Genomic DNA, 23,774 nt, shown 5'->3' with positions numbered 1-23,774 from the left:
TTGTCAGATCAGCGCGTGCATCCCCCGGCTCCTGGGCCGGCCTAATGACGCCGTGCCCAGGAATTCGACGGCAACAAAAGGTTCGGTCCCGACTACCCACTCATCGTGGCCGGGAGGAAGGGCGTAAGTGTCGTTGGCATGAATAATGGAGCGCACGCCGTCGGACGTTTCAATCTCCAGTGAGCCGGAGACACAGAATCCGATGTGGTTATGCTCGCAGTACTCGGTCATCTCGGTGGGCTTGGCGGACTCGGACCAGTGCCAGCCCGGTTCGAGGATCAGCCGCGCCACTGAATAGTCGTCCACGGTGACCAGATCGAACTCCGCCTTGTCTGGACGCCGCTTCTTGTCGGGAATATCAAAGGACTTAACTGCCAAAGCTCTGATGAAATTTGCGGTCATGAGGACACTGCCTAGGAATCACGGAGCGGGGCGCCTGGCGGTGAGGCCAAGCAATGGAGTGCAGGTTACCGATGTGCGGCTTGGTAAAGGGGGAGACCATGAAGTTATGGCGCCTTTGAAAGCCCGGCGCGAACGCATCCGGAAGATGGTGTATCTATAACCGTATCCCTACGGTTGCCGAAGTCAATGGGCCACCGCTGTGGGGGCCCATCCGGCGGATATCCGCCCAGCTACCGCCAGTGGCCGGTGTTGTCCAGACCCAAGAAATGCGATTGGCCAAGTGTCTTGGCACGCTCGAAGTCCCGGCGGGCGCGTTCGGATTCCGGGTCTGAGCCGAGCGGAGGGCGCTTCGCCCTCGTCAACAGATGACGCACGATCGACCCGGTGATTAAAAGCCCTGCACCAATTCCCGCAACCAGCAACTCCATACCCGCCCCTCCCGGTTGATTCAAGCTTAAGGGTTGTCGTCGGATTCGTGCTTACCCTCGCCGGCCTCGGCTTCGGGAACCACCTGGTTGGCAATCATATCCACCCGGTCGGCCGCGGTAAGGCTGTCATCGTTTTGAATGGCCGCAACGTCCCCGCTGTCAACGGCCCCGGCATCCTCGTTGCTCGCATCCTCGTCGTGCAGGTGTTCCTTGTGGCGGGCTTCCTCCAGATGATGCTCCAGCTTTTCTTCTGCGTCCCTACGGCGTTGACCAACGGTGCGCAATTGCTGGGTTGTGGGTGAGACGGCGTATCCCTCCTGACGCTGGCTTTGTTCCTGCGGACTCTGGTCCTTGTTTTCGCTGTTCTCGCTCATCTTGGCATCGTCCCACCAGAAGTCGATGTGCTCAACGGTGTGGTTCGAGCAACCCCCTTGACTCTCGCCCTGACCAGTCTTTACACTTTTCATAAAGCAGAATCTAAATTCCACAAAGCGGAAACGGTGATCAAGCCGGGAAGCGCGGGAAGATAGATCAAAGCCCTCCTCGGAAGGACCTACGATGACGTACACAGTGAACTGCTCCATCCTCCTGACGGAGCTTTCCCTGCTCGAGCGCCCTGCAGCGGCGAAGGCAGCCGGCTTCGACGCCGTCGAGTTCTGGTGGCCATTCGACACCTCCGTCCCCACTGAAGCCGAGATCACCAGGTTCGAGAACGCCATCACCGACGCCGGCGTCCAGCTCACGGGCCTGAACTTCAACGCGGGCAACATGCCCGGCGGCGACCGCGGCCTGGTCTCGTGGCCGGCACGATCTGCCGAGTTCAAGGACAACATCGACGTCGTGGCCGGCATCGGCGAACGCCTCGGCTGCAAGGCCTTCAACGCCCTCTACGGCAACCGCATCGACGGCGAATCGGCCGAGGAGCAGGACGCCATCGGCGCGGAAAACCTCGCGACGGCGGCTGCCAGCATCGCCAGCATCGGCGGCACCGTCCTCCTCGAACCCGTCAGCGGCGCACCCAGATACCCGCTCCTCACGGCCCAGGACGCACTCAAGGTCATCGCCCGCATCAAAGCGGAATCCGGCGCCACCAACGTCAAGCTCCTCGCCGACTTCTACCACCTGGCAGTCAACGGGGACGACGTTTCCGCTGTCATTGAGAACCAGGCCAAGGACTTCGGCCACATCCAGATCGCCGACAACCCCGGCCGCGGGGCTCCGGGAACCGGTGAACTTCCCCTCGGGGAATGGATCACCCGCAGCCGTGAACTCGGCTACGAGGGCTACGTCGGCCTCGAATACAAGGAACCGCAGGAAACCGCCTTCAACTGGGCTATCCGCCAGCGCGCCACTCGCTAAAACAGCACGCCCGCGCTAAAACGCAGCCAAAGACTTCAGAAAGAGAACATCATGAGCAACGTTGCAGTCATCGGACTCGGAATCATGGGCCTGCCCATGGCCATCAACTTGGTCAAGGCCGGCCACACTGTCACCGGTTTCAACCGCAGCCAGGACAAGATCGACAAGCTCGTCTCCGAAGGCGGCCGCGGTGCCACCAGCATCGCCGGCGTCGTCAAGGAGGCCGACGTCGTCATCACCATGGTGCCGGACTCCCCCGATGTTGAGGGCGTAGTCGGCGGCAAGGACGGTGTCTTCGCCAACGCGAGGAAGGGCACCCTCTGGATCGACGCCTCCAGCATCCGCCCGGACGTTGCCAAGCGACTCTCCGACGAAGCCCGCGACGCCGGCCTCCGCCCCTTGGACGCCCCAGTCTCCGGCGGGGAACAGGGTGCCATCGACGCAGCCCTCTCCATCATGGTCGGCGGCGCCAAGGAAGACTTCGACGCAGCCCAGGACGTCCTCAACGCGGTGGGCAAGACCATCGTCCACGTCGGACCGTCCGGCTCCGGGCAGACCGTCAAGGCAGCCAACCAGCTGATCGTGGCCGTCAACATCGAGGTCCTCGGTGAGGCCATCGCCTTCCTGGAGGCCTACGGCGTGGACACCGACGCCGCCCTCAAGGTCCTCGGCGGTGGGCTTGCCGGCTCCAAGGTCCTGGACCAGAAGGGCCAGAAGATGCTGGACCGCAACTTCGAGCCCGGCTTCCGCCTCGCCCTCCACCACAAGGACCTGGGCATCGTCACCTCAGCCGCCCGCGAAGCCAACGTCGCCATCCCCCTCGGCGCCGTCGTCGCCCAGCTCGTCGCCGCCACCGTCAACCAGGGCGACGGCGGCCTTGACCACTCCGGCCTCTTCAAGCAGGTCCTCCAGCTCTCCGGCCGGAGCTAAGCCAACCGTCCCCTCAGGCGGACAAAAGAACGATCCGGCAGCCGTCGTCGTGCCTCAACGACGACGGCTCAGCCCAGCACACCCAAATACAGACTTCCCCACAGACTTTTTCAAGGAGCACACCATGAGCAAGATGCGTACCGTTGATGCAGCGGTTGCCATCCTGGAGAAGGAAGGCGCCATCGAGGCGTTCGGCCTGCCAGGCGCCGCAATCAACCCCTTCTATTCCGCCATGCGCGCCCACGGCGGGATCCGCCACACCCTGGCCCGGCACGTCGAAGGCGCCAGCCACATGGCCGACGGCTACAGCCGCGCCAAGGACGGCAACATCGGCATCTGCATCGGCACCTCCGGCCCCGCCGGCACCGACATGATCACCGGCCTCTACGCCGCCTGGGCTGATTCCGTCCCCATGCTCTGCATCACCGGCCAGGCCCCCGTGGCCAAGCTGCACAAGGAAGACTTCCAGGCCGTGGACATCGAGTCCATCGCCAAGCCCGTCACCAAGATGGCCATGACCGTCCTGGAGCCCGGCCAGGTTCCCGGCGCCTTCCAGAAGGCCTTCCAGCTGATGCGCTCCGGCCGCCCCGGCCCCGTGCTCCTGGACCTGCCCATCGACGTGCAGTTGGCCGAAATCGAGTTCGACATCGACACCTACGAGCCCCTGCCCGTCGAGAAGCCCAAGGCCTCCCGCAAGCAGCTGGAAAAGGCCCTGGACATGCTGACCGCGGCCAAGTACCCGCTGATTGTGGCCGGCGGCGGCATCATCAACGCCGGCGCCTCCGCCCAGCTGGTTGAACTGGCCGAAACCCTGAACATCCCGGTCATCCCCACCCTGATGGGCTGGGGCACCATCCCGGATGACCACAGGCTGATGGCCGGCATGGTGGGCCTGCAAACCTCACACCGCTACGGCAACGAGAACTACCTGCAGAGCGACTTCGTGATCGGTATCGGCAACCGCTGGGCCAACCGTCACACCGGCGGCCTGGAGACCTACACGGCCGGCCGGAAGTTCGTGCACATCGATATCGAGCCCACCCAGATCGGCCGCGTGTTCTCACCGGACCTGGGCATCGCATCCGACGCCGGTGCGGCGCTGGCCGGGCTGATCGACCTTGCCAGGGAGCGCAAGGCTGCCGGGTCCCTGCCGGACTACAGCGCCTGGGTTGCCGAATGCCAGGACCGCAAGGCCTCCCTGCACCGCAAGACGCACTTCGCGACCATCCCCATCAAGCCGCAGCGCGTATACGAGGAGATGAACAAATCCTTCGGCAAGGACACCACCTACGTGTCCACCATTGGCCTGTCCCAGATCGCCGGCGCCCAGATGCTGCATGTCTTCGGTCCGCGCAAGTGGATCAACGCCGGCCAGGCAGGACCGCTGGGCTGGACCGCCCCGGCCGCACTCGGCGTGGTCCGCGGCAAGCCGGACGAAACGGTGGTTGCCCTGTCCGGTGACTACGACTTCCAGTTCATGATTGAGGAACTGGCCGTGGGCGCACAGTTCAACCTCCCGTACGTCCACGTGGTGGTGAACAACTCCTACCTGGGCCTGATCCGCCAGTCCCAGCGCGGCTTCAACATGGAGCAGAACGTGTCCCTGGCGTTCGACAACATCAATTCTCCGGAGACAAATGGCTACGGTGTGGATCACGTCAAAGTGGCCGAGGGCCTGGGGTGCAAGGCCATCCGTGTGGAGGATCCCAACGACCTCGCCGCCGCCTTCGACAAGGCCAAGGCCCTGATGGGCGAGTTCCAGGTTCCGGTGGTAGTGGAAGTGATCCTGGAGAAGATCACCAACATCTCCATGGGTGTGGAAATCAACGCCGTGAACGAGTTCGAGGAACTGGCCCAGACCGCAGCCGACGCCCCCACAGCCATCCTGGCCCTGCAGGCGTAAACCATGCGGATCGTCATTGCCCCAGACAAGTTCAAGGGATCGCTGTCTGCGCCGGAAGTGTGCCGGCACCTGGAAAAGGGCCTGCAGGCGGCTGTTGGCGGGAACCTTGATATCGTCCGGATTCCCGTGGCCGACGGCGGCGAGGGTACCCTCGACGCCGCCGTCGGCTCCGGCTTCACCCGCCGTACAGCCACGGTCAGCGGCCCGACCGGCCAGCCGATCGAAGCAGACTTTGCCGTCCGCGGCCACGAAGCCGTCATCGAAATGGCCACTGCGTCAGGGCTCGCCGTCCTCCCGCAGGTGCTCGGCGGCGGCCGGCCTGATTCGCTCACCGCCACCACGGCCACGAGCCTCGGCACCGGCGAGCTGATCACCGCAGCGCTGGATGCCGGCTGCCGCCGGATCATCCTTGGCGTCGGCGGCAGCGCCAACACCGACGGCGGCGCCGGGCTCCTCCAAGGACTCGGTGCCAGGTTCCTGGACGCCCATGGCAGCGAACTGCCCGCAGGCGGGACCGCGCTGGCCAACCTGCACAGCATCGACTTCACCGACTTCGAACCCCGCCTGGTGGACACGCGCTTTGTGCTGGCGTCCGACGTCGACAATCCCCTGCTGGGCGCCCACGGCGCCGCGGCGATTTTCGGCCCGCAAAAGGGCGCCACGCCGCAGGACGTCGACGTGCTCGACGCCGCCCTGGCCAGGTTTGTCGAAGTCCTGGCCAGGGAAATCGGCTTCCGCGCCGTCAAGGCAGCCGACGCTCAGGGGGCCGGGGCAGCCGGAGGCGTGGGCTACGCCGCCATCGCGGTCCTGGCCGCGGCCCGCAGGCCCGGCATCGACGTCGTGCTCGAATTCACGCAACTGGCCCGCAGCCTGGCCGATGCCGATCTGGTGATCACCGGTGAAGGCAGCCTGGACGAGCAAAGCCTGCTCGGCAAAACGCCATTGGGCGTGGCCCGGGCCGCCGCTGCTGCGCGCGTGCCTGCCGTTGCGGTTTGCGGGCGCACCACGCTGGGCCGCGAAGAGCTCATGGATGCCGGCTTCGAGGACGTCTACGCTTTGACTGAGCTCGAAAGCAATCTGGACACCTGCATCGCGGAAGCCGGACAGCTTCTGGAGCAGCTGGGCACGCAGATCGGCGGGCGGCTGGCGGCCAACAGGCTGTCCCGGCCCGCGGAAACTAAGGAGGACCTCCATGTCTGAAGAACGCTACGACCTCGTCATCCGGGGCAAGCGCATCCTCACTACCGCCGGGATCGCCGCACGCGAAGTGGGCGTCCGCGGCGGCAAGATCGCGGCCATCGAGCCCCTCGGCAACGGCCTTTCCGGAACCGAAGTCATCGAACTGGCCGCCGACGAGACCCTCCTCCCCGGCCTTGTGGACACCCACGTCCACGTCAACGAGCCCGGCCGCACCGAGTGGGAAGGCTTCGCCTCGGCCACCCGGGCGGCGGCCGCTGGCGGCGTGACCACCATTATCGACATGCCGCTGAACTCCGTTCCGCCTACTACCACCGTGGAAGGCCTCAAGCTCAAGCGCGAGGTGGCCGAAGACCAGGCGTTTGTGGACGTGGGGTTCTGGGGTGGCGCCGTGCCCGGCAACAAGGCGGACCTCCGCCCCCTTCATGACGAAGGCGTGTTCGGTTTCAAGTGCTTCCTGCTGCACTCCGGTGTGGACGAGTTCCCGCATCTGGAGGCGGATGAGATGGAGGAGGACATGGCCGAGCTCAAGTCCTTCGATTCCCTCATGATCGTCCATGCCGAGGACTCCCACGCGATCGACCACGCGCCCCACCCGGGCGGGGACAAGTACGCCACATTCCTGGCCTCACGGCCCCGCGGCGCCGAGAACAAGGCCATCGCTGAGGTCATCGAACGCGCCCGCTGGACCGGTGCGCGCGCACACATCCTGCACCTCTCGTCGTCGGACGCGCTGCCCATGATCGCCACCGCAAAGCGTGACGGGGTCCACCTCACGGTGGAGACGTGCCCCCACTACCTCACGCTCACGGCCGAGGAAATCCCCAACGGCGCCACCGCGTACAAGTGCTGCCCGCCCATTCGCGAAGCGTCCAACCGCGAGCTGCTGTGGAAGGGCCTGCAGGACGGCACCATCGACTGCATCGTCTCGGACCACTCCCCCTCCACCCTGGACCTCAAGGACCTGGAGAACGGCGACTTCGCCGTGGCCTGGGGCGGCGTCTCGTCGCTCCAGCTGGGCCTTTCCCTGATCTGGACCGAGGCAAGGCACCGAGGCATCCCGCTGGAGCAGGTGGTCAGCTGGATGGCCGAGAAGCCCGCTGCTTTGGCCCGCCTGCAGCACAAGGGCCAGCTGGCGTTGGGCTACGACGCCGACTTCTCCGTGTTCGCCGCGAACGAGGCCTTCGTCGTGGATGCCTCCAAGCTCAAGCACAAGAATCCCATCACCCCGTACGACGGCAAGGCACTTTCCGGTGTGGTGCGCAGGACCTATTTGCGTGGCAGCGTCGTTGACGGCCAGACCCCCGGCGGCAATCTGATCCGCCGCGGCGGGGTCTGAGGGCCCAGCATGGCGGTGCAGGACGGCGCGACCCGCCTTCCGCCGTCGCCCGGCCCTGTCAGCCGGATGGCTGTTGATCTGGCGGCTGGCCAGGTCCTGCTGGACGGCCAAAAGGTTCCGTTCACCGGCGTCGAATTCAAGCTGCTCCGCTACCTCGTGGAGAACTGTTCGCGCGCCATTGACAGGAGCGAACTCCAGCAGTTCCTGGAGTCCTTTGAAACCCCTGGCGCCTCGCTCCGGGCCATGGATGTGTACGTGGGGAGGGTCCGCCGGAAGCTCGGAAATGCAAGCCATGCCGTCACCACTGTCCGGGGCCGCGGGTACCAGTTCATCCCGGGTCCTTGTGCAACGATTCGCGGGCCGGCGGAATACTGCATATGACGGCGGAGTTGTATGACTGAGCGGGAAGCCGCTTCACTTGATGTTTTGCCAGTAAATGACAAAGTCTTCCAAAGGAACGCCATGAGCCACACCCTGACCACCAAGCTTCAGCCTGGAACCCAGGCCCCTGACTTCACTCTTCGGGACGCCAAGGGCCGCGAAACTGCGTTGGCCGACTACCGTGGCAAGAACGTCATCGTGTACTTCTACCCCAAAGCTGCCACCCCCGGCTGCACCACGGAAGCCTGCGACTTCCGCGACAGCCTGTCCTCACTGCAGGGCAGGGGCTACGAGGTTATCGGCATCTCCCCTGACGCGCCCGAGGCCCTCGCCGGCTTCACCGGTGACTTCTCGTTGACCTTCCCGCTGCTCTCCGACGCGGACCACTCCGTTGCGCTGTCGTATGGTGCGTGGGGCGAGAAGCTGGTCGACGGCGAGATCACCGAGGGAATCGTGCGCTCCACCGTGGTGCTGGACCCCGAAGGCAAGGTCACCCTTGCCCAGTACCAGGTCAAGGCCCAAGGCCACGTCGCCGCGCTCAGGGAAGCCCTCGGCGTCTGAGAGTCCCCTGGCGGTGACAGGATAGCGGCATGGCGATCGAGATTCGGCCGGCAACGCAGTTCCAGGACGTGAGTGCGATTATCGGACCCAAGCGGCCCGATGCCAACGTGTGCTGGTGCCTGAGCTACCGCATTCCTTCCACACAGAACCAGAAACTGCGCGGCACCGAGCGCGGAGACCTGGTGAAAGAACTGGTGCGTCAGGATCCACCGCCCGGGGTGCTCGCGTACGACGGCGACGACGTGGCGGGCTGGGCGGCTGTCCATCCGCGCTCGGACACCAGCTTCGCCCGTAACCGTAAGATTCCACACCTCGATGACCTCGACGTATGGTCAGTGTGGTGCATTCGGGTCCGGCCCGGCCATCGCGGCAGGGGAATCTCCCATCATCTGCTGGAGGGTGCTGTCGCCATGGCCCGCGACTATGGCGCACTCATCATCGAGGGCTACCCCGTCGACAACCGAGGCAGCAAAGTTGATCTCACTATGGCCTATGTGGGCACGCGCAGGCTGTTCGAACAGGCCGGGTTCGTCAAGGCTGCCGATACAGACTCGGTGCTCAACGGCTTCCCGCGCGTCCTCATGCGCCTTGACCTCCGCGGAACCTAGCCCGGGCGCCACCGAGACGAGATCCACCCGGGCGCGCCGAGGCTATTTCTTCCAGCGCTTCTTCCAGTCCACGTTCATCAGCCACAGGGCCAGGAGAAGTGCATCCATGGTCATGAGGCCCGCGATGAGATACGCCCACCCTATGAACACGGCAATCTCCTGACTTGGTGTCCCCCCAGCCACTCGATTGCTCCCAGTGTGGCACGTAAAGTGCCGCCATGGAATGGTGTCAGCACCGCACTTTTCAGCGCTCCGCCACAAACGAAAGAAGCGGGCGCAGGTTAGTGTCAGGGCACAAAAAACTGCTCCCCGGGAGTCGATATGGATCCCTCCATCCAACTTCCGAGGAGCAGTCCACCGCTGCAGGGACTCCTGCTTGCCAGGTTTCGCCTTCTTGGCTTTCGCGGATTAGTCGGTCGTTGCCGGGACGTCCTTGACAACCCACATCTTGCGGAGTGTTTCGTGGATGGTCCAGTGACCCTCCCAGCCGGCTGGCGTCACGAACAAAGTACCCGGACCGATATCGAAGCTGGTGCCGTCCGGCTCCGTGATGGTGCCGGTCCCACTCAGGATCTGGCAAATCTCGTCGTAGCCGGGACGGGTGCTCTTGAACTCTCCCGGAGTTACTTCCCAGATACCCGTCCTCAGATCCTCCCTGGCCCAAAGACCCAAGGACACTTCCGTCTGCCCGGGCGTAACTGACGTTTCCTTTGACTTGTGCTCCCCCGGGTTTGCGGTTCTTGCGTCACTCATGACGGTCGCCTTGAACATAGCTACTCCTTCTCGGGCTGTGCCCTTAGTACTGACGTGCCCACCCCTTGAATGGAAGAACACGCCACCTACTCTACCAATTGTCAACAATTGACGATAGACGATGGAGTGCATACGCTGGTGTGACTGGAAGCAGACCGAAGGCATTGCCTTTCAGAGGCAAACCCGGAATCGGGACAACGGCGTGCAATAAGGGAAAGCAAGGTAAAGCATGGCTGCACTCGAAACGGACGTCGTAGTCGTCGGAGTCGGCTCGGTAGGAAGCATGGCGAGTTGGCAGCTCGCCTCCCGTAGTCAGCGCGTCATTGGAGTAGACAGGTTTTCGATCCCGGGTCCCTTTTCTGCCTACGCCGGCGAATCACGGCTTTTCCGCAAGGTTTACGCGGAAGGTGGGCATTACACACCCCTTTTGCAGCGGTCGCAGGACGTGTGGCGTGATCTGGAGCAAATCAGCGGGACCCGCCTGCTCAACACTACGGGCGCTGTCACGATCTATGACTAGCACAATCCGCGGTTGGCATCGCTCCTTGCAGCCGGGAAAGACAACGGCCTTGACTACGAGATGCTCCGGGGCGCCGAGGCCAGGGCAAAGTATCCCGAACATGTGATCAGGGATAGAGATGTAACAATCTTTGACCCTGAGGGCGGCTACCTGAATTCAGAGAAGGCCGTGACCGCCGCACTCGTGGAGGCTACACGGCTTGGCGCCAAGTTCCTGGGAAACCGGAAAGCGCACAGCGTCGAGACGTACGGTGACCGGTACGTCGTCCGGACCGATCAAGAAGAAATCATCGCCTCCCGTGTGATCATCTCTCAGGGCAACGGTGCAGGAGCGGTTTGCAAGGAACTCGGTGTTCACCTTTCAGTCCTGCCACAGATCCTGACATGGTTCCCCGCTGTGAATCCGGCAGCCTTCTGCAGGGATGACATGCCGGTCTTCCTCAGGAGGGCGGAGGAAGATGGAAGGCCGGACAAGGCCCAGCTCTACGGGTTCCCGAGCGCCGACGGTTGGACAGTGAAAGTCGTCGCCAGCATATTTCTGGACGAGGTTGAGTCCATGGAGAAGCCTCCTACTTGGGATCCTCAGCATTTGGACACCATCCGGGCATGGGTCCGCGAATTCATTCCGGAACTGATTCCCGACCCGGTGCGGGTCGCCATGTGTGCGGATGGTCATTTACCTGACGCGACCGCGCTGTTCGGGACAGCGCCCGGAATGGAAGGCGTCATCGTGGCGGCCGGTTTCTCTGGCCACGGTTTCAAGATGGCTTCTGCCCTGGGAGCCATTGCAGCCGACCTCGTACTGGAGGGAACAACGGCCACCGACGTCAGTTTCATGAACCCTGCCAGATTCCTCGAACAGGACACGCGACTTAGGTCATTGGCTCTTAGCTAAACGCAGGAGCGTTCTACCAACGGTGGTCCGCTACCTATCGCCAACCGCTGATATTTACAGCCTCCAAGAAAATACAAGATAACTAAGAACGGACGAAAAATGTCAACCACAAACTTCCGGCCGAAGTACGTGTCCTTTGATTGCTACGGCACCCTGATCAACTGGGATACTGATCCCACTACGCGCCGGCTGCTCGCGGGCCGGCTACCGGAAGAGCAGTGGCCTGCCTTCAAGAAGGTGTTCCGCGGGTACCGCTTCGACGAGGTCTGCGGCGACTACAAGCCCTACGAGCAGATCCTCCAGGATTCCTTTGACAGGGTGTGCAAGTTCTTTGGCATTGGGCCGACGCCTGGCGCGGGCGCAGAGTTCGCAGAGGCTGTACGCGGCTGGGTTGCCCACGAGGACGTGCCTGCTCCGCTGAAGCTCATGGGCGACAACTACAAGCTGGTGATTCTGTCCAACGCGGACGACAGCTTCCTGGACATCAGCGTTCCGAGGCTCGGCGCTGATTTCCACGCCGTGTACACCGCCGAGCAGGCCCAGGCCTACAAGCCGCGCTACCAGGCGTTCGAGTACATGCTGGACACCCTTAACGCCGAGCCGGAGGACTTCCTGCACGTCTCCTGCCACACACGGTACGACCTGATGCCGATGCACGACATGGGCTTCAGGAACCTCATTTTGCTGGACCGTGGCTCTGACCCCATCACCCCGGGCTACGACTACACCACCGTGAAGTCCCTCGACGAGCTCAACAAGCACCTCGGCCTCTGAACCAGGTTCAAAATCCTAGAGCGTCAGCCATATTGCAGTTGCGTAGATTCTGTCCTCTCAATCGGCTCCTCCCCCGCACCGTAGCCATGGCGCTGGCCCTGCAACGGTCTTCGATGATTTCGGATGTCGTTGATTTCTCCATGCGGAAGCTACTTGAGAGTATTAGTCATGGACTTGAACAATCACCGCGAACCTGAAATCGACGCAGAGGCAGGCCAGCACGGAGGCGTCCAGTCCGTGGACCGGGCCCTCGAGGTCCTGGAAATTCTGGCGCGCGACGGTCATGCCGGGGTAAGTGAGATCGCCGAGGAGATGGGCGTCCACAAGTCCACGGCCTCCCGCCTGCTGGGGTCCCTGGTGAATAGGGAAATGGTTCACCAAAACAGTGAACGCGGGAAATATCAGCTCGGCTTTGGGATCTTGAGGCTGGCAAGCTCCATTCCCGGGCGCCTCAGCCTTGTCCGGGAGGCCCGCCCAGTGTTGGAAAGCCTTGCTGAGGAGTATAAGGAGACGGTGAATTTGGCCGTCCTGCGCTCCAATTTTGCCGTCAACGTGGATCAGGCCATGGGGCCTTCAACGCTGGCCACCTACGACTGGGTGGGAAGCCTCACACCGCTTCACGCTACATCCAGCGGCAAGGTCCTGCTGGCCGCGCTCTCCGCCGACGAAAGAGCCCGGATCCTCAAGGAGACCGGGCTGCCGGCCAGGACTCCCCGGACTATCACCAACCGGGGAGAGCTGGAAAACCAACTGCTGGACGTCTCCCGCGAGGGCTACGGCGTGGTCCGGGAGGAGTTCGAGATCGGGCTCAACTCGATGTCCGTCCCGGTGTACAACCACGTGGGATCAGTCATCGGCGCCGTCAGTATTTCCGGGCCGGCCTTCCGCTTTGATCCCGAGAAGACGCCGGGACTCATGGAGACACTGAAACAGGCAGGGCTCCAGATCAGCGCGAACATGGGCTACACGCGGCGCTAAGGCGGTTGAGCCCGCCGAAGCGAAGGCATCAAGGGCTTCACCATCGACGGCTCCGAAGGGCTGGACAGGGATTCCCCGGCGCCGGGCGGCTCCGGCATCGAACGCGGCGACGGCGTCACCGCGATCCGATGGGCCGCACCACCCCTTCGCCGCTGTAACACGAGTCGATGACGGCGTCACAAATCAGCTCCACCTCGTTAATTCCATGTAACGCCGCGATGTCGGCAGCCATCTCCGCTCCGAGGGGGTCCTAGTACCGGTGCGGCTCGTCGCCGATGAGGATGAGCCTTCCGGCGAAGACTTGGGCCCGGGCCGCAAGGGCGGTCGAGATTCCCGCCGGGAATGCCCCTCCTCTTGCCGATGTCTGCATGGCCGCATTCCGTGTTACACGAATGAAATCGATTCGCATTACGCAACAGCGTTCTATATGCGAGACAGCCTGACGGAGACCATGATGGGTGTCAAGGGTCCATTTTGATGGTTCGAAACCCTTGACAACGCGAAGTGGCATGGATCACTATGTTGCGTATTGTGGTTCGCGTTGATGATTGCACAACCCACTAACTGGGCTGGGCCCGTCAACAGGGAAAATGAGGTTTATCAGATGCACATCGCCTGCCGACTCAGCGAACTGGCCCCGGGGATGCCGTCCGTCTCGACACGTCCCCACCGATCGCGCCGCCGGCCAAGCTGTCCGCATGCGTTTACAAGGACTCCGTCGTAGGCGGCCAGATCATGGTCGAGGAATCCAGCGAGGCGCCCAACCCTCCACCCGGCCTGACCATCAACGGCCACATCTAGGCACCGCCAGGCAGTACTCCATTTCAAGCGGCCGAACCGCTAGTGGACCCAGGCATGGAACGCCTTCGCGGCTGAATCGGATCGAGCCAGGCCCTTCAACAAGACTTCCCCCAACCATGCCCAAGGAGATTTACCGCATGACGAACGAGAGCTACGACTACGTGATTGTGGGCGGCGGCAGCGCCGGATCGGTCCTGGCCGACAGGCTGAGCGCGGACGGAACCAGCACAGTGCTGGTGCTGGAGGCAGGGCGCAGCGACTACCCCTGGGACCTTTTCATCCAGATGCCGGCAGCCTTGACCTTTCCCAGCGGCAACAGGTTCTACGACTGGCGATACGAGTCCGATCCCGAACCCCACATGCACGGCCGCAGGATCCCCCACGCCCGGGGCAAGGTGCTGGGCGGCTCCAGCTCCATCAACGGAATGATATTCCAGCGCGGCAACCCCTTGGATTACGAACGGTGGGGGGCCGACGCCGGCATGGAAACCTGGGATTTCGCCCACTGCCTCCCCTATTTCAAGCGCATGGAAACCGCGCTGGCCGCAGCTCCGGACGATGACCTGCGTGGCCATGACGGTCCCCTTGTCTTGGAACGCGGCCCGGCTCGGAACCCCTTGTTCCAGGCCTTCTTCCGGGCATCGGAGGAGGCCGGCCACAAACGGACTGACGACGTCAACGGTTTCCGGCAGGAGGGCTTTGGCCCCTTCGACCGGAACGTTCATAAAGGCCAGCGGCTCTCGGCATCACGGGCCTACGTGCGCCCCAACAAGGGACGGAAGAACCTGACCATCCGCACCCGGGCGCTGGCGGCCAGGGTGAACTTCGACGGCACAACCGCAACCGGGGTCACGTACCGCCGGAACGGCCGGCTGCAGACCGTCAACGCCAACGAAGTGGTGCTGTGCGGCGGAGCGATCAATACGCCCCAGCTGCTGCAGCTGTCCGGCGTCGGGGATTCCGCGCATCTCAAGTCACTGGGTATCAAGCCTGTGGTGGACCTTCCCGGCGTGGGCGAGAACCTGCAGGACCACCTGGAAGTGTACGTCCAGCACTCCTGCACGCAGCCCGTCTCCATGCAGCCGAACCTCAGCCTGTGGCGCTACCCACTGATCGGGCTCCAGTGGCTGCTCGGCCGGAAGGGACCGGCTGCCACCAACCACTTCGAAGGCGGCGGCTTCGTCCGTTCTAACGAGGACGTCTCCTACCCCAACCTGATGTTCCACTTCCTGCCGGTGGCCGTCCGGTACGACGGGCAGAAAGCCGACGCCAAGCACGGCTACCAGGTCCACGTTGGCCCCATGTACTCCGACGCGCGGGGAAGCCTGAAGATCACTTCCACCGATCCTGCCGCGCACCCCTCCATGCAGTTCAACTACCTCTCCACAGACCAGGACCGGCGTGAATGGGTGGAGGCCATCAGGGTCACGCGCGAGATCCTCGCCCAGCCAGCCCTCGCACCTTACAGTGGTGGCGAGCTCTCACCCGGACCCTCTGTTCAGACGGACAAGGAGATCCTGGACTGGGTGGCACGCGATGCCGAGACGGCCCTGCACCCGTCCTGCACGGCCAAGATGGGCCCGGCCAGCGACCCGCTGTCCGTGGTGGACCCCCTCACCATGAAGGTCCATGGCACCACGGGACTGCGAGTGGCGGATGCCTCCGCGATGCCGTACGTGACCAACGGCAACATCTACGCCCCCGTGATGATGCTGGCGGAGAAGGCCGCGGACCTGATCCTGGGCCGGGAGCCGCTGGCCCCCCAGCACGCAGACTTCTACCGTCACCAGATTGAAGTGCCCGCCGAAGTCGAGCTGCCGGCCGAGCCGGCACCGAGCCTGGGCCGCGCATGAGCGGCGTCCAGCTTGCGGGTCCGGGCCTCCAGACTGTGACCGGCCAGAATACGACGCCGGTGCGGGGCTTGTTCGTGGACGGCCGCTGGAGCGATCCGGCCAGCGGAAACATACGGGTCATTGCGTGCCCGGCGGACGGCGAAAAGGTCGCCGAGATCGCAGAATGCACGGCCGCCGACGCGGAGGAAGCAGTCGCCAGCGCCCGCCGGGCGTTCGACGCCGGAGCGTGGCCAGGAACCAGCGAGAAGGAACGCGGAAAGGTCCTGCTCCGCACAGCCGAACTGCTGGAACGCGACAAGGCGCTTTACGCCCGTGCCGAAGCCCTGGACACCGGCAAGCGCTACGTCGAAGCGGAATACGACATCGACGATATCGCCGCCTGCTTCAGGTACTACGGCGGCATCGCGGGGACGGACGCCGGCCGCGTGATCGATACCGGGATCCCCGGCACCATCAGCCGTGTGGTCCATGCCCCGGTGGGTGTATGCGGGCTTATCACGCCCTGGAACTACCCCCTCCTGCAGGCATCATGGAAGGTGGCCCCGGCCCTGCTGGCCGGCAACACCTTCGTCCTCAAACCCAGCGAACTCACGCCCTCCACCTCGATCCTGCTGATGGACACGCTCCTTGAAGCCGGGCTGCCCGCAGGTGTCGCCAACCTCGTCACCGGCACCGGTCCCGACGTAGGCGCGGTGCTGAGCGAGAGCCCGGACGTTGACCTGGTCTCCTTCACGGGCGGTCTGGCCACCGGCATCAGCATCATGAAGGCCGCGGCAAACACGGTGAAGCGGGTTGCCCTGGAACTGGGCGGGAAGAATCCGAACATCATCTTCGCCGACGCAGACCGTGAGTCGGCCTTGGACAACGCCCTCACCGCGGTGTTCCTGCATTCGGGGCAGGTGTGCTCGGCAGGCACCAGGCTCATCATCGAAGAATCGATCCACGACGAATTCGTGCCCGAACTCGTGCGCCGTGCCCGGGCCATCCGGCTTGGCGGTCCCTTCGACGAACTCGCCGAGACAGGCCCGCTCATCTCGGCCGCGCACCGCGACAAGGTCCACGCCTACGTCCAGGCCGGCATCGCTGAAGGAGCCAAGCTGCTCTGCGGCGGCTACATTCCCGATAGTGGCGCGGCGGCCCTGGGGACCTACTACCCTCCGACCATCCTGGATGGCTGCCACACCTCCATGAAGGCAGTCCAGGATGAGTCATTCGGACCAGTCCTGACGGTGGAGACCTTCAGCACGGAAGAGGAAGCCATCACACTGGCCAACGACACCGCCTACGGGCTGGCCGGCGCCGTCTGGACCCATGACGGGTCCCGCGCGCAGCGCGTGGCAGGGGCCCTCCGGCACGGCACCGTGTGGATCAACGACTACCACCCCTACGTTCCCCAGGCTGAATGGGGCGGTTTCGGCAAGTCCGGAAACGGCCGCGAGCTGGGGCTCCAAGGTCTTGCGGAGTACCGCGAAACCAAGCACATCTGGCAAAACGTCAATCCGAAGCCCAGCCACTGGTTTGAGCCTCCCCAGGCAGGAGTACAGCAATGAACAGTCCCGATATCTCAGTGCGCAACCTATGGAAGGTCTTTGGACCGGGGGGCGACAAGATCCCCAACGATCCGGAACTCTCAGCCCTTAGCTCCGCTGAACTGCTGGAACGCACCGGTTGCGTGGCCGCCGTCCGGAACCTGAGTTTCGACGTCGCAAAGGGCGAGGTTTTCGTGGTCATGGGACTGTCCGGATCCGGCAAATCCACCCTGGTCCGCTGCCTGACCCGGCTGATCGAACCCACCTCCGGGCAGGTCCTGGTGGACGGCAAGGACGTCCTGCAGGCGGGCCTTGCGGAGCTGCGGGAACTGCGCCGGCGGAAGATGTCCATGGTGTTCCAGCACTTCGGCCTCCTCCCCCACCGCACCGTGCTGGACAATGTCTCCTACGGGCTGCAGATCCGCGGGGCCGCCAAGAACGAACGCTACGCCAGGGCCCGCGAAATCATCGAGCTGGTCGGTCTGAAAGGCTACGAGCAGCACTACCCCGACCAGTTGTCCGGAGGAATGCAGCAGCGCGTCGGCCTTGGCCGGGCCCTGGCCGGCGATCCGGATACCATCCTCTTCGACGAGCCCTTCTCCGCACTGGATCCGCTCATCCGCCGCGACATGCAGGCGGAAGTCATCCGGCTGCACAAGGAGATGGGCAAGACCATGGTGTTCGTGACCCATGACCTCTCCGAGGCGCTCAAACTCGGAGACCGTATCCTGATCATGCGTAACGGCGAGATGGTCCAGTGCGGCACGGGGGACGACCTGGTGGGGTCTCCTGCGGACAAATACATCGAGGACTTCGTGTCCGAAGTCCCCCGCGCGGATGTCCTGACCCTGAAATGGATCACGCGGCCGGTGGCAGCCGGAACGCCGGGAGACGCGCCGGTCCTCAGTTCCGGGATGATCATCCGGGATGCCATCGCGGCGGTCATGCACTCCTCCTGCCCCGTCCTCGTGGAGGACGCCGGCAGGATCACCGGGCAGATCGACCGCGACAGCATCCTGTCAGTGCTGCAGCCCACGGAAGCAGCGGCCTGATGTCTACCCTCGTCCGGGATCGAACCAGGCTGCAACCCGCACCGCCCGCTGTCCGTGAACCCCGCCGCCGGCCCAGCCTGCGCACCACCCTGCTGGCAGGGGCCGCCGTCGTCTGGATCCTGGGATTCCTCGTCCTGCACGGAACCTCCACCCTGACTTTGCCCGCTTCAGAGCTCACGGACCTGCACCGTTCCCTGAACCAGTTCAACGCCTGGGTGGCAGCGAACCGTGCAGACAATCCGGTTTTCCTGTACATCTTCACGCCCCTGCGTGCCGCAGTCGACGCCGTGGCCAACCTGTTCATCACCATCTTTGCTGCCAGTTCCACGGGCCTGCGCCTGCCGGAAATCGGCTGGCTCGGAACCGTAGGTCTGCTGGGTTGGATCGCCTTCGCGGTCGGGAACGCCAGGGTCGCCCTGCTGACGGTTGCCGTCTTTACGTTCTTCGGCCTCCAGGGCCTGTTCATCGAGGCCACCTACACGTTCGCCCTGGTCCTCACAGCCGTGCTGCTGACCCTCCTGGTCGGGATCCCGCTCGGTGTCCTGGCCGGTGTCTACGGCCGGGTTGCGAAGGTGATCACCCCGGTGCTGGACTTCATGCAGACGCTGCCCACCTTCGTTTACCTGGCCCCGCTGGCCCTGATCTTCCTCATCGGCCCGGCATCGGCAGTCATCGCCACGGTGATCTACGCTGCGCCGCCGGTCATCCGCCTGACAGCGCACGGCATCCGCAACCTTCCGGAGAACACCCGCGAAGCCTCCGACTCGCTGGGGACAACAGGCCTGCAGCGGCTGCTCACCCTGCAGCTTCCCATGGCCCGCCGCACCATCGTCATGGGAATCAACCAGGGCACCATGGCGGCCCTGTCCATGGTGACCATTGCTGCGCTGATAGCGGCTCCCGGGCTTGGCCAGGTGGTGGTCCGGGCGCTGCAGTCGCTCGACGTCGGCACGGCCGTCAACGCCGGGCTCTCGATCGTCCTGCTCGCGATCGTCCTGGACCGCGTGACCACTGCCGCCAGCCGACGGGCGGAACCGGGTGCCGCCCGGAACCGGAAATTTTCCCGCAGGACCAGGTACATAGTCCTCGGCATCACACTGGTGCTGGCCCTGGCCATGGTGCAGTTCTCCCGGACCATGCTGTGGGCCGCGACGTTCCCGAAAGAGCTCAACGTCGGCCCGATGATTGTCCAGGCCGTTGGCTCCGCCAGCCAGTGGATGCAGAACAACCTGTCCCTGTTCACTGTGTCCTTCCGGGAAGCCGTCACCACCGGGATCCTCAACCCGTTCCAGGCCCTGCTCACGGACACCCCCTTCTACATCCTCGTGGCCGTCATCGCCATGGCCGCCTACGCGCTGGGAGGCTGGAAGCTCTCTGCCCTCACCACGGCATGCCTGGGTGTGATCATCTACCTCGGCCTCTGGAGCGACTCCATGGTCACCCTGGCCGGAACACTGGTGGCCACTGTAGTGGTGATGATCCTGGGCGTTATCTTCGGCGTCGCCATGGGCCGGTCCGGGCGCGTGGACCAGATCCTGCGGCCCCTGCTGGACGCCGGGCAGACCATGCCCGCCTTCGTCTACCTGGTTCCGTTCCTGGGCCTCTTCGGGGCAACGCGCTTCACGGCGATCATCGCCGGGATCATCTACGCCGCCCCGGTAGCCATCAAGATCACCGCAGACGGCATTGCAGCGATCTCCCCGACCGTTGTCGAAGCTGCCGTCTCCAGCGGCTCCACGCCCTGGCAGGTCATCACCAAGGTCCAGCTTCCGATGGCCAGGCAGTCCCTGGCCCTCGCCGCCAACCAGGGCCTGATCTATGTCCTGGCCATGGTGGTGGTGGGTGCGCTCGTGGGCGCCGGCGGCCTGGGCTATGACGTCGTCGCCGGCTTTGTTCAAAGCACGATCTTCGGCAAGGGCCTCGCCGCTGGCCTAGCCATAGTCTTCCTCGGCATCCTGCTGGACAGGATGACCCAGGCAGCCGCAGCCACTCCGGTGCGGAAAATCCCCTCATCCAATATCCCAGCAACCTGACCGCCCTGCATTAACGGCCCCGTGCCTGGCACGGGGCCTGGAGGACCGACCCCTACGAACTCCCCGCCCCCAACAAGGAGACCTAACGATGAATAAAGCCGGACTGCTGTTAAAACGAACTGTCCCGGCGGTGGCAGGAGCTGCCGCCGCCGCCCTGCTGCTCGCAGGCTGCGGCGGTGCCTCGGTGAACCAGGTGGCTGCTGCCGCCGGTGCCACCGGCGCGCCCTGCGGAAGTGTTAATGTCGCCATGAACGCCTGGGTTGGCTACACGGCGAATGCAGCCGTATACAGCTACGTGGCTAAGAACCAGCTTGGCTGCACCGTGGTCCAGAAGGACCTGAACGAGCAGATCTCCTGGCAGGGTTTCTCCTCCGGCGAGGTGGACGTCATCATGGAAAACTGGGGCCATGATGACCTGACCAAGCAGTACATCACGGACCAAAAAGTGGCCGTCGACGCCGGTCCTACCGGCAACGAAGGACACATCGGCTGGTACGTACCACCATGGATGGCCGAAAAGTACCCGGACATCACGGACGGGAAGAACCTCAATAAGTACGCTTCGATGTTCGCCACGTCCGAGTCAGGCGGGAAGGGCCAGGTCCTCGACGGCGATCCCGCCTTCGTGACCAACGACGAGGCCCTGGTGAAGAACCTGGGCCTGGATTACAAGGTGGTGTTCTCCGGTTCGGAGGCCGCCCTGATCCAGTCGTTCCGGACCGCGGAGCAGAATAAGACGCCGCTGCTGGGCTACTTCTACGAGCCGCAGTGGTTCCTTTCCGAGGTTCCACTCAAGAAGGTCTCCCTGCCGGCGTGGACCCAGGGCTGCGACTCCGACGCGGAGAAGGTGGCCTGTGACTACCCGACGTACACGCTCAACAAGGTCATTTCCACAAAGTTCGCGGACAGCGGCTCACCCGCAGCCAAGCTGGCCAAGGGCTTCAAGTGGACCAACGAGGACCAGGATGCTGTTGCCACGGACATCCAGGGCGGCATGACGCCCGAGGCCGCGGCCAAGAAGTGGGTGGACGCACACCAGGATGTTGTGACGTCCTGGCTCAAGTAAGCGGGACCGTACCGGATTAGTGAACGACCCGGGCTAGTACACGTCAGCCACCCAGGGAGATCCCTGGGTGGCTGACGTGCTTGGCCCACGCATCGGTTTCGCGCTGAAGGCGCTGGGTGACCAGTTCGACCTGGTCGGAGAGGTGGGCTCCGACGGCAAGGCGGTCGCCGGGCCAACTGGATGACTCCCATGAGTCTTGGAGGGCCTCGGCCAGTGCCTTGGTCAGCGCATAGACCTTCCACGAATGCTGCAAGTGGAGAAGGGCATAGTCCTTGCGCTCCCGGGATTGCCTCAGGAGCTCGCGTGCACGCGACACGACGGCCGGCAATATCCGCCGTAATTGAGCTTGTTCCATACCGCACCGTCCTTCAACACTCAGGACAGTTCTTCGTTGAACTGTTCCCTTCGAGTGTCTCGAAGGTTGCTCAAGTTCCCCTCAAGTCGATCCGAGGATTTCGTCAAAAGAACTTGCGGGCCCGGAACTCCGCCCCCACCGTCCGCAGCGTGTTCTCCTCAGCGACGGCCTTGGTACCATTTTTCGCAGAACTCGGCGGCCTTCACTCGGCAACCTGGGACAGCGTGTCCCGCTCCGCCTGGATTGTCGTGCTCTCGCCGTGGCCGGTACGGACCACGGTTTCGGCAGGAAGCGTCAGCAACCGTTCCCGGATAGAGGCGAGGATGGTGGGGTAATCGCTGAACGACCGGCCTGTCGCGCCCGGGCCCCCGTTGAACAGCGTGTCTCCTGTGAAGACCGTCGCTTCGTCTTGCAGGAGGAAGCACGTGGAGCCCGGTGAGTGGCCGGGCGTGTGGATGGCCTTCAGTTCCGCACCGCCAACCTGGAATACATCACCGTCGGCAAGATAGCGGTGCGGTTTAGCGTCAGGATAGACCTGCTGCCAGAGGACAAGGTCATCGGCATGCAGGTAGATAGGGGCATTCACGGCCGCCGCGACTTCGCGGGCCGCCCCGATGTGGTCGTTGTGCGCATGGGTGAGCAGGATGGCGAGGACCTTCCGGCCGCGAACCTGGCTGATGATCGCGGCGGCATCGTGAGGGGAATCGATGATGACGCATTCGTCGTCATTGCCCACGATCCAGACGTTGTTGTCGACGTCCCACGTGCCGCCGTCGAGCGAGAACGTGCCCGAGGTGACGAGGTTCTCGATGGTGACGCTCACGCGACGTCCGCCGCAGCGATTTCAACCACGGAGCGCAGGACTTTGCCCTCGTTCATCTTGCCGAAGGCTTCTTCCACCTGGTCGATGGTGATCCGCTCGGTCACGAAGGCGTCGAGGTCCAGGTTTCCCTGCTTGTAGTGCTGGACGAGCATCGGGAAGTCCCGCGAGGGCAGGCAGTCCCCGTACCAGGAGGACTTCAGGGACCCGCCCCGGCCAAAGACCTCCAGGAGGGGAAGCTCGATCTTCATCTCTGGCGCCGGTACTCCCACCAGCACCACCCGACCGGCAAGGTCGCGGGAATAGAACGCCTGCTTGTACGTCTCAGGACGGCCGACGGCGTCGATCACTACGTCGGCACCGTTACCTCCGGTCAATGCCCGGATGGCCTCGACGGGATCTGCCTTGCTGGAATCGACTCCGTGGGTGGCGCCCAGGGATGTGGCCATTTCCACCTTGTTGGCGTCGATGTCCACGGCAATGATGGTGGTGGCGCCGGCCAGCTTGGCCCCCGCGATCGCTGCGATGCCTACGCCGCCGCAGCCGATCACGGCTACAGACTCGCCGCGCTTGACCTCGCCGGTATTGATCGCGGCACCGATGCCCGCCATCACGCCGCATCCCAGCAGCCCGACGGCGGCGGGGTCGACGTCGTCGTCAACCTTGGTGCACTGCCCCGCGGCCACGAGCGTCTTCTCCGCGAAGGCACCGATGCCAAGCGCCGGCGAGAGTTCAGTGCCGTCTTCCAGCGTCATCTTCTGGGTGGCATTGTGCGTGTTGAAACAGTATTGCGGCTGGCCCTTGGCACACGCCCGGCACTGGCCGCAGACGGCACGCCAGTTCAGGATGACGCGGTCCCCTGGCGCCACCTCGGTGACGTCCGGGCCTACGGCGCTGACCACGCCGGTGGCCTCGTGGCCCAGCAGGATGGGGAAATCGTTGGTGATTCCGCCCTGCCTGTAGTGCAGGTCCGTGTGGCAGACCCCGCACGTGAGGATGTCAACCAGCGCCTCACCCGGGCCTGGATCCGGCACCAGGATGGTCTCGACCGAAACCGGAGCATTCTTTTCCTTGGCAATGACTGCCTTTACCTTGTGAACCACTGGCTTGCGTTCCTTTCCTGAATCCCGGGGATTCCCGTTGACCACGTCCCGCGAATTGCGTAATACGCAACGTGATGCAAATGACGCGTACTGAAAATATGGCAGTCCTCGCAACGGGTGTCAATAGATCCGCCG

At 63.9% G+C, this 23,774-nt stretch carries 19 protein-coding genes and 3 pseudogenes; 16 read left to right on the top strand and 6 right to left on the bottom strand.

Annotated features, from left to right (window positions below):
- Positions 1-3: 3 nt before the first annotated feature.
- Positions 4-402: a cupin domain-containing protein gene (locus J7E83_RS11465; protein WP_214962133.1), complete on the bottom strand. Its 399-nt coding sequence runs from the start codon at positions 400-402 to the stop codon at positions 4-6.
- Between the two features lie 454 nt (positions 403-856).
- Positions 857-1,297 carry a hypothetical protein gene (locus J7E83_RS11460; RefSeq protein WP_214962275.1) on the bottom strand — a complete coding sequence of 147 codons (441 nt, stop codon included), beginning with the start codon at positions 1,295-1,297 and terminating at the stop codon, positions 857-859.
- Between the two features lie 91 nt (positions 1,298-1,388).
- Here J7E83_RS11460 and J7E83_RS11455 point away from each other — a divergent pair, with 91 nt between their 5' ends.
- From J7E83_RS11455 to J7E83_RS11420, 8 genes and pseudogenes are all read left to right on the top strand, one after another.
- Entirely contained in the window at positions 1,389-2,189 is an 801-nt protein-coding gene (locus J7E83_RS11455; RefSeq protein ID WP_214962131.1) for a hydroxypyruvate isomerase family protein, read from the top strand.
- Between the two features lie 39 nt (positions 2,190-2,228).
- Positions 2,229-3,119, top strand: a pseudogene (locus J7E83_RS11450) (2-hydroxy-3-oxopropionate reductase); the annotation flags it as partial.
- 124 nt (positions 3,120-3,243) lie between these two features.
- Complete coding sequence (gene gcl, locus J7E83_RS11445) at positions 3,244-5,022, top strand: glyoxylate carboligase (protein WP_214962130.1); 1,779 nt, start codon at positions 3,244-3,246, stop codon at positions 5,020-5,022.
- Between the two features lie 3 nt (positions 5,023-5,025).
- A complete protein-coding gene (locus tag J7E83_RS11440; protein WP_214962128.1) occupies positions 5,026-6,222 on the top strand; it encodes a glycerate kinase in 1,197 nt (398 codons plus the stop codon).
- Complete coding sequence (gene allB, locus J7E83_RS11435; protein ID WP_214962126.1) at positions 6,215-7,558, top strand: allantoinase AllB; 1,344 nt, start codon at positions 6,215-6,217, stop codon at positions 7,556-7,558. Before J7E83_RS11440 ends, allB begins: the two co-directional genes overlap by 8 nt.
- 27 nt (positions 7,559-7,585) lie before the next feature.
- Positions 7,586-7,939 (top strand): annotated as a pseudogene (locus J7E83_RS11430) (winged helix-turn-helix domain-containing protein); the annotation flags it as partial.
- Between the two features lie 81 nt (positions 7,940-8,020).
- Positions 8,021-8,500, top strand: coding sequence for a thioredoxin-dependent thiol peroxidase (gene bcp / locus J7E83_RS11425; RefSeq protein ID WP_214962121.1), 480 nt, complete (start codon positions 8,021-8,023; stop codon positions 8,498-8,500).
- A gap of 29 nt (positions 8,501-8,529) precedes the next feature.
- Positions 8,530-9,108 (top strand): GNAT family N-acetyltransferase, encoded by a 579-nt coding sequence (locus J7E83_RS11420; RefSeq protein ID WP_214962119.1) that lies wholly within the window; start codon positions 8,530-8,532, stop codon positions 9,106-9,108.
- 408 nt (positions 9,109-9,516) lie between these two features.
- Here the strand turns inward: J7E83_RS11420 and J7E83_RS11415 are convergent, their stop codons facing one another.
- Complete coding sequence (locus J7E83_RS11415) at positions 9,517-9,861, bottom strand: cupin domain-containing protein (protein WP_251043754.1); 345 nt, start codon at positions 9,859-9,861, stop codon at positions 9,517-9,519.
- 229 nt (positions 9,862-10,090) lie between these two features.
- On the opposite strand from J7E83_RS11415, the pseudogene solA reads away from it, so the two are divergent.
- From solA to J7E83_RS11370, 8 genes and pseudogenes are all read left to right on the top strand, one after another.
- Positions 10,091-11,275, top strand: a pseudogene (gene solA, locus J7E83_RS11405) (N-methyl-L-tryptophan oxidase).
- Between the two features lie 99 nt (positions 11,276-11,374).
- Positions 11,375-12,049: a haloacid dehalogenase type II gene (locus J7E83_RS11400; RefSeq protein ID WP_214962111.1), complete on the top strand. Its 675-nt coding sequence runs from the start codon at positions 11,375-11,377 to the stop codon at positions 12,047-12,049.
- 168 nt (positions 12,050-12,217) lie between these two features.
- Complete coding sequence (locus J7E83_RS11395) at positions 12,218-13,027, top strand: IclR family transcriptional regulator (RefSeq protein WP_214962108.1); 810 nt, start codon at positions 12,218-12,220, stop codon at positions 13,025-13,027.
- A gap of 938 nt (positions 13,028-13,965) precedes the next feature.
- Positions 13,966-15,681: a choline dehydrogenase gene (betA, locus tag J7E83_RS11390; protein WP_214962106.1), complete on the top strand. Its 1,716-nt coding sequence runs from the start codon at positions 13,966-13,968 to the stop codon at positions 15,679-15,681.
- A gap of 59 nt (positions 15,682-15,740) precedes the next feature.
- Positions 15,741-17,231: an aldehyde dehydrogenase family protein gene (locus tag J7E83_RS11385; RefSeq protein ID WP_311379651.1), complete on the top strand. Its 1,491-nt coding sequence runs from the start codon at positions 15,741-15,743 to the stop codon at positions 17,229-17,231.
- Positions 17,228-18,262 (top strand): glycine betaine/L-proline ABC transporter ATP-binding protein, encoded by a 1,035-nt coding sequence (locus tag J7E83_RS11380; protein WP_214962102.1) that lies wholly within the window; start codon positions 17,228-17,230, stop codon positions 18,260-18,262. The genes J7E83_RS11385 and J7E83_RS11380 overlap by 4 nt, the downstream gene beginning before the upstream one ends.
- Entirely contained in the window at positions 18,262-20,295 is a 2,034-nt protein-coding gene (locus J7E83_RS11375; protein WP_214962100.1) for a proline/glycine betaine ABC transporter permease, read from the top strand. The genes J7E83_RS11380 and J7E83_RS11375 overlap by 1 nt, the downstream gene beginning before the upstream one ends.
- Positions 20,296-20,383: 88 nt before the next feature.
- Positions 20,384-21,361 carry an ABC transporter substrate-binding protein gene (locus tag J7E83_RS11370; protein WP_214962098.1) on the top strand — a complete coding sequence of 326 codons (978 nt, stop codon included), beginning with the start codon at positions 20,384-20,386 and terminating at the stop codon, positions 21,359-21,361.
- Between the two features lie 43 nt (positions 21,362-21,404).
- Here J7E83_RS11370 and J7E83_RS11365 read toward each other — a convergent pair whose 3' ends face one another.
- The 3 genes from J7E83_RS11365 to J7E83_RS11355 all read right to left on the bottom strand — a co-directional run bounded on the left by J7E83_RS11365 (position 21,405) and on the right by J7E83_RS11355 (position 23,639).
- Positions 21,405-21,716 carry a hypothetical protein gene (locus tag J7E83_RS11365; protein WP_251043753.1) on the bottom strand — a complete coding sequence of 104 codons (312 nt, stop codon included), beginning with the start codon at positions 21,714-21,716 and terminating at the stop codon, positions 21,405-21,407.
- A gap of 202 nt (positions 21,717-21,918) precedes the next feature.
- Entirely contained in the window at positions 21,919-22,539 is a 621-nt protein-coding gene (locus tag J7E83_RS11360) for an MBL fold metallo-hydrolase (protein ID WP_214962096.1), read from the bottom strand.
- The gene (locus J7E83_RS11355; protein WP_214962094.1) at positions 22,536-23,639 is read right to left on the bottom strand and encodes an S-(hydroxymethyl)mycothiol dehydrogenase; all 1,104 of its coding nucleotides are present in this window, start codon (positions 23,637-23,639) and stop codon (positions 22,536-22,538) included. Before J7E83_RS11355 ends, J7E83_RS11360 begins: the two co-directional genes overlap by 4 nt.
- Positions 23,640-23,774: the final 135 nt, after the last annotated feature.

The sequence above is a fragment of the Arthrobacter sp. ISL-48 genome (assembly GCF_018613805.1).
In the GTDB taxonomy this organism is placed as follows: Bacteria; Actinomycetota; Actinomycetes; order Actinomycetales; family Micrococcaceae; genus Arthrobacter.
The sequence above is the reverse complement of the archived record's forward strand: the minus strand, read 5'-3'. Positions and strand labels throughout refer to the sequence as shown.

Coding starts and splice junctions, on each gene's coding strand:
- J7E83_RS11465 (WP_214962133.1), bottom strand. CDS start 402: ATGACCGCAAATTTCATCAGAGCTTTGGCAGTTAAGTCCTTTGATATT.
- J7E83_RS11460 (WP_214962275.1), bottom strand. CDS start 1,297: ATGAAAAGTGTAAAGACTGGTCAGGGCGAGAGTCAAGGGGGTTGCTCG.
- J7E83_RS11455 (WP_214962131.1), top strand. CDS start 1,389: ATGACGTACACAGTGAACTGCTCCATCCTCCTGACGGAGCTTTCCCTG.
- gcl (WP_214962130.1), top strand. CDS start 3,244: ATGAGCAAGATGCGTACCGTTGATGCAGCGGTTGCCATCCTGGAGAAG.
- J7E83_RS11440 (WP_214962128.1), top strand. CDS start 5,026: ATGCGGATCGTCATTGCCCCAGACAAGTTCAAGGGATCGCTGTCTGCG.
- allB (WP_214962126.1), top strand. CDS start 6,215: ATGTCTGAAGAACGCTACGACCTCGTCATCCGGGGCAAGCGCATCCTC.
- bcp (WP_214962121.1), top strand. CDS start 8,021: ATGAGCCACACCCTGACCACCAAGCTTCAGCCTGGAACCCAGGCCCCT.
- J7E83_RS11420 (WP_214962119.1), top strand. CDS start 8,530: ATGGCGATCGAGATTCGGCCGGCAACGCAGTTCCAGGACGTGAGTGCG.
- J7E83_RS11415 (WP_251043754.1), bottom strand. CDS start 9,861: ATGAGTGACGCAAGAACCGCAAACCCGGGGGAGCACAAGTCAAAGGAA.
- J7E83_RS11400 (WP_214962111.1), top strand. CDS start 11,375: ATGTCAACCACAAACTTCCGGCCGAAGTACGTGTCCTTTGATTGCTAC.
- J7E83_RS11395 (WP_214962108.1), top strand. CDS start 12,218: ATGGACTTGAACAATCACCGCGAACCTGAAATCGACGCAGAGGCAGGC.
- betA (WP_214962106.1), top strand. CDS start 13,966: ATGACGAACGAGAGCTACGACTACGTGATTGTGGGCGGCGGCAGCGCC.
- J7E83_RS11380 (WP_214962102.1), top strand. CDS start 17,228: ATGAACAGTCCCGATATCTCAGTGCGCAACCTATGGAAGGTCTTTGGA.
- J7E83_RS11375 (WP_214962100.1), top strand. CDS start 18,262: ATGTCTACCCTCGTCCGGGATCGAACCAGGCTGCAACCCGCACCGCCC.
- J7E83_RS11370 (WP_214962098.1), top strand. CDS start 20,384: ATGAATAAAGCCGGACTGCTGTTAAAACGAACTGTCCCGGCGGTGGCA.
- J7E83_RS11365 (WP_251043753.1), bottom strand. CDS start 21,716: ATGGAACAAGCTCAATTACGGCGGATATTGCCGGCCGTCGTGTCGCGT.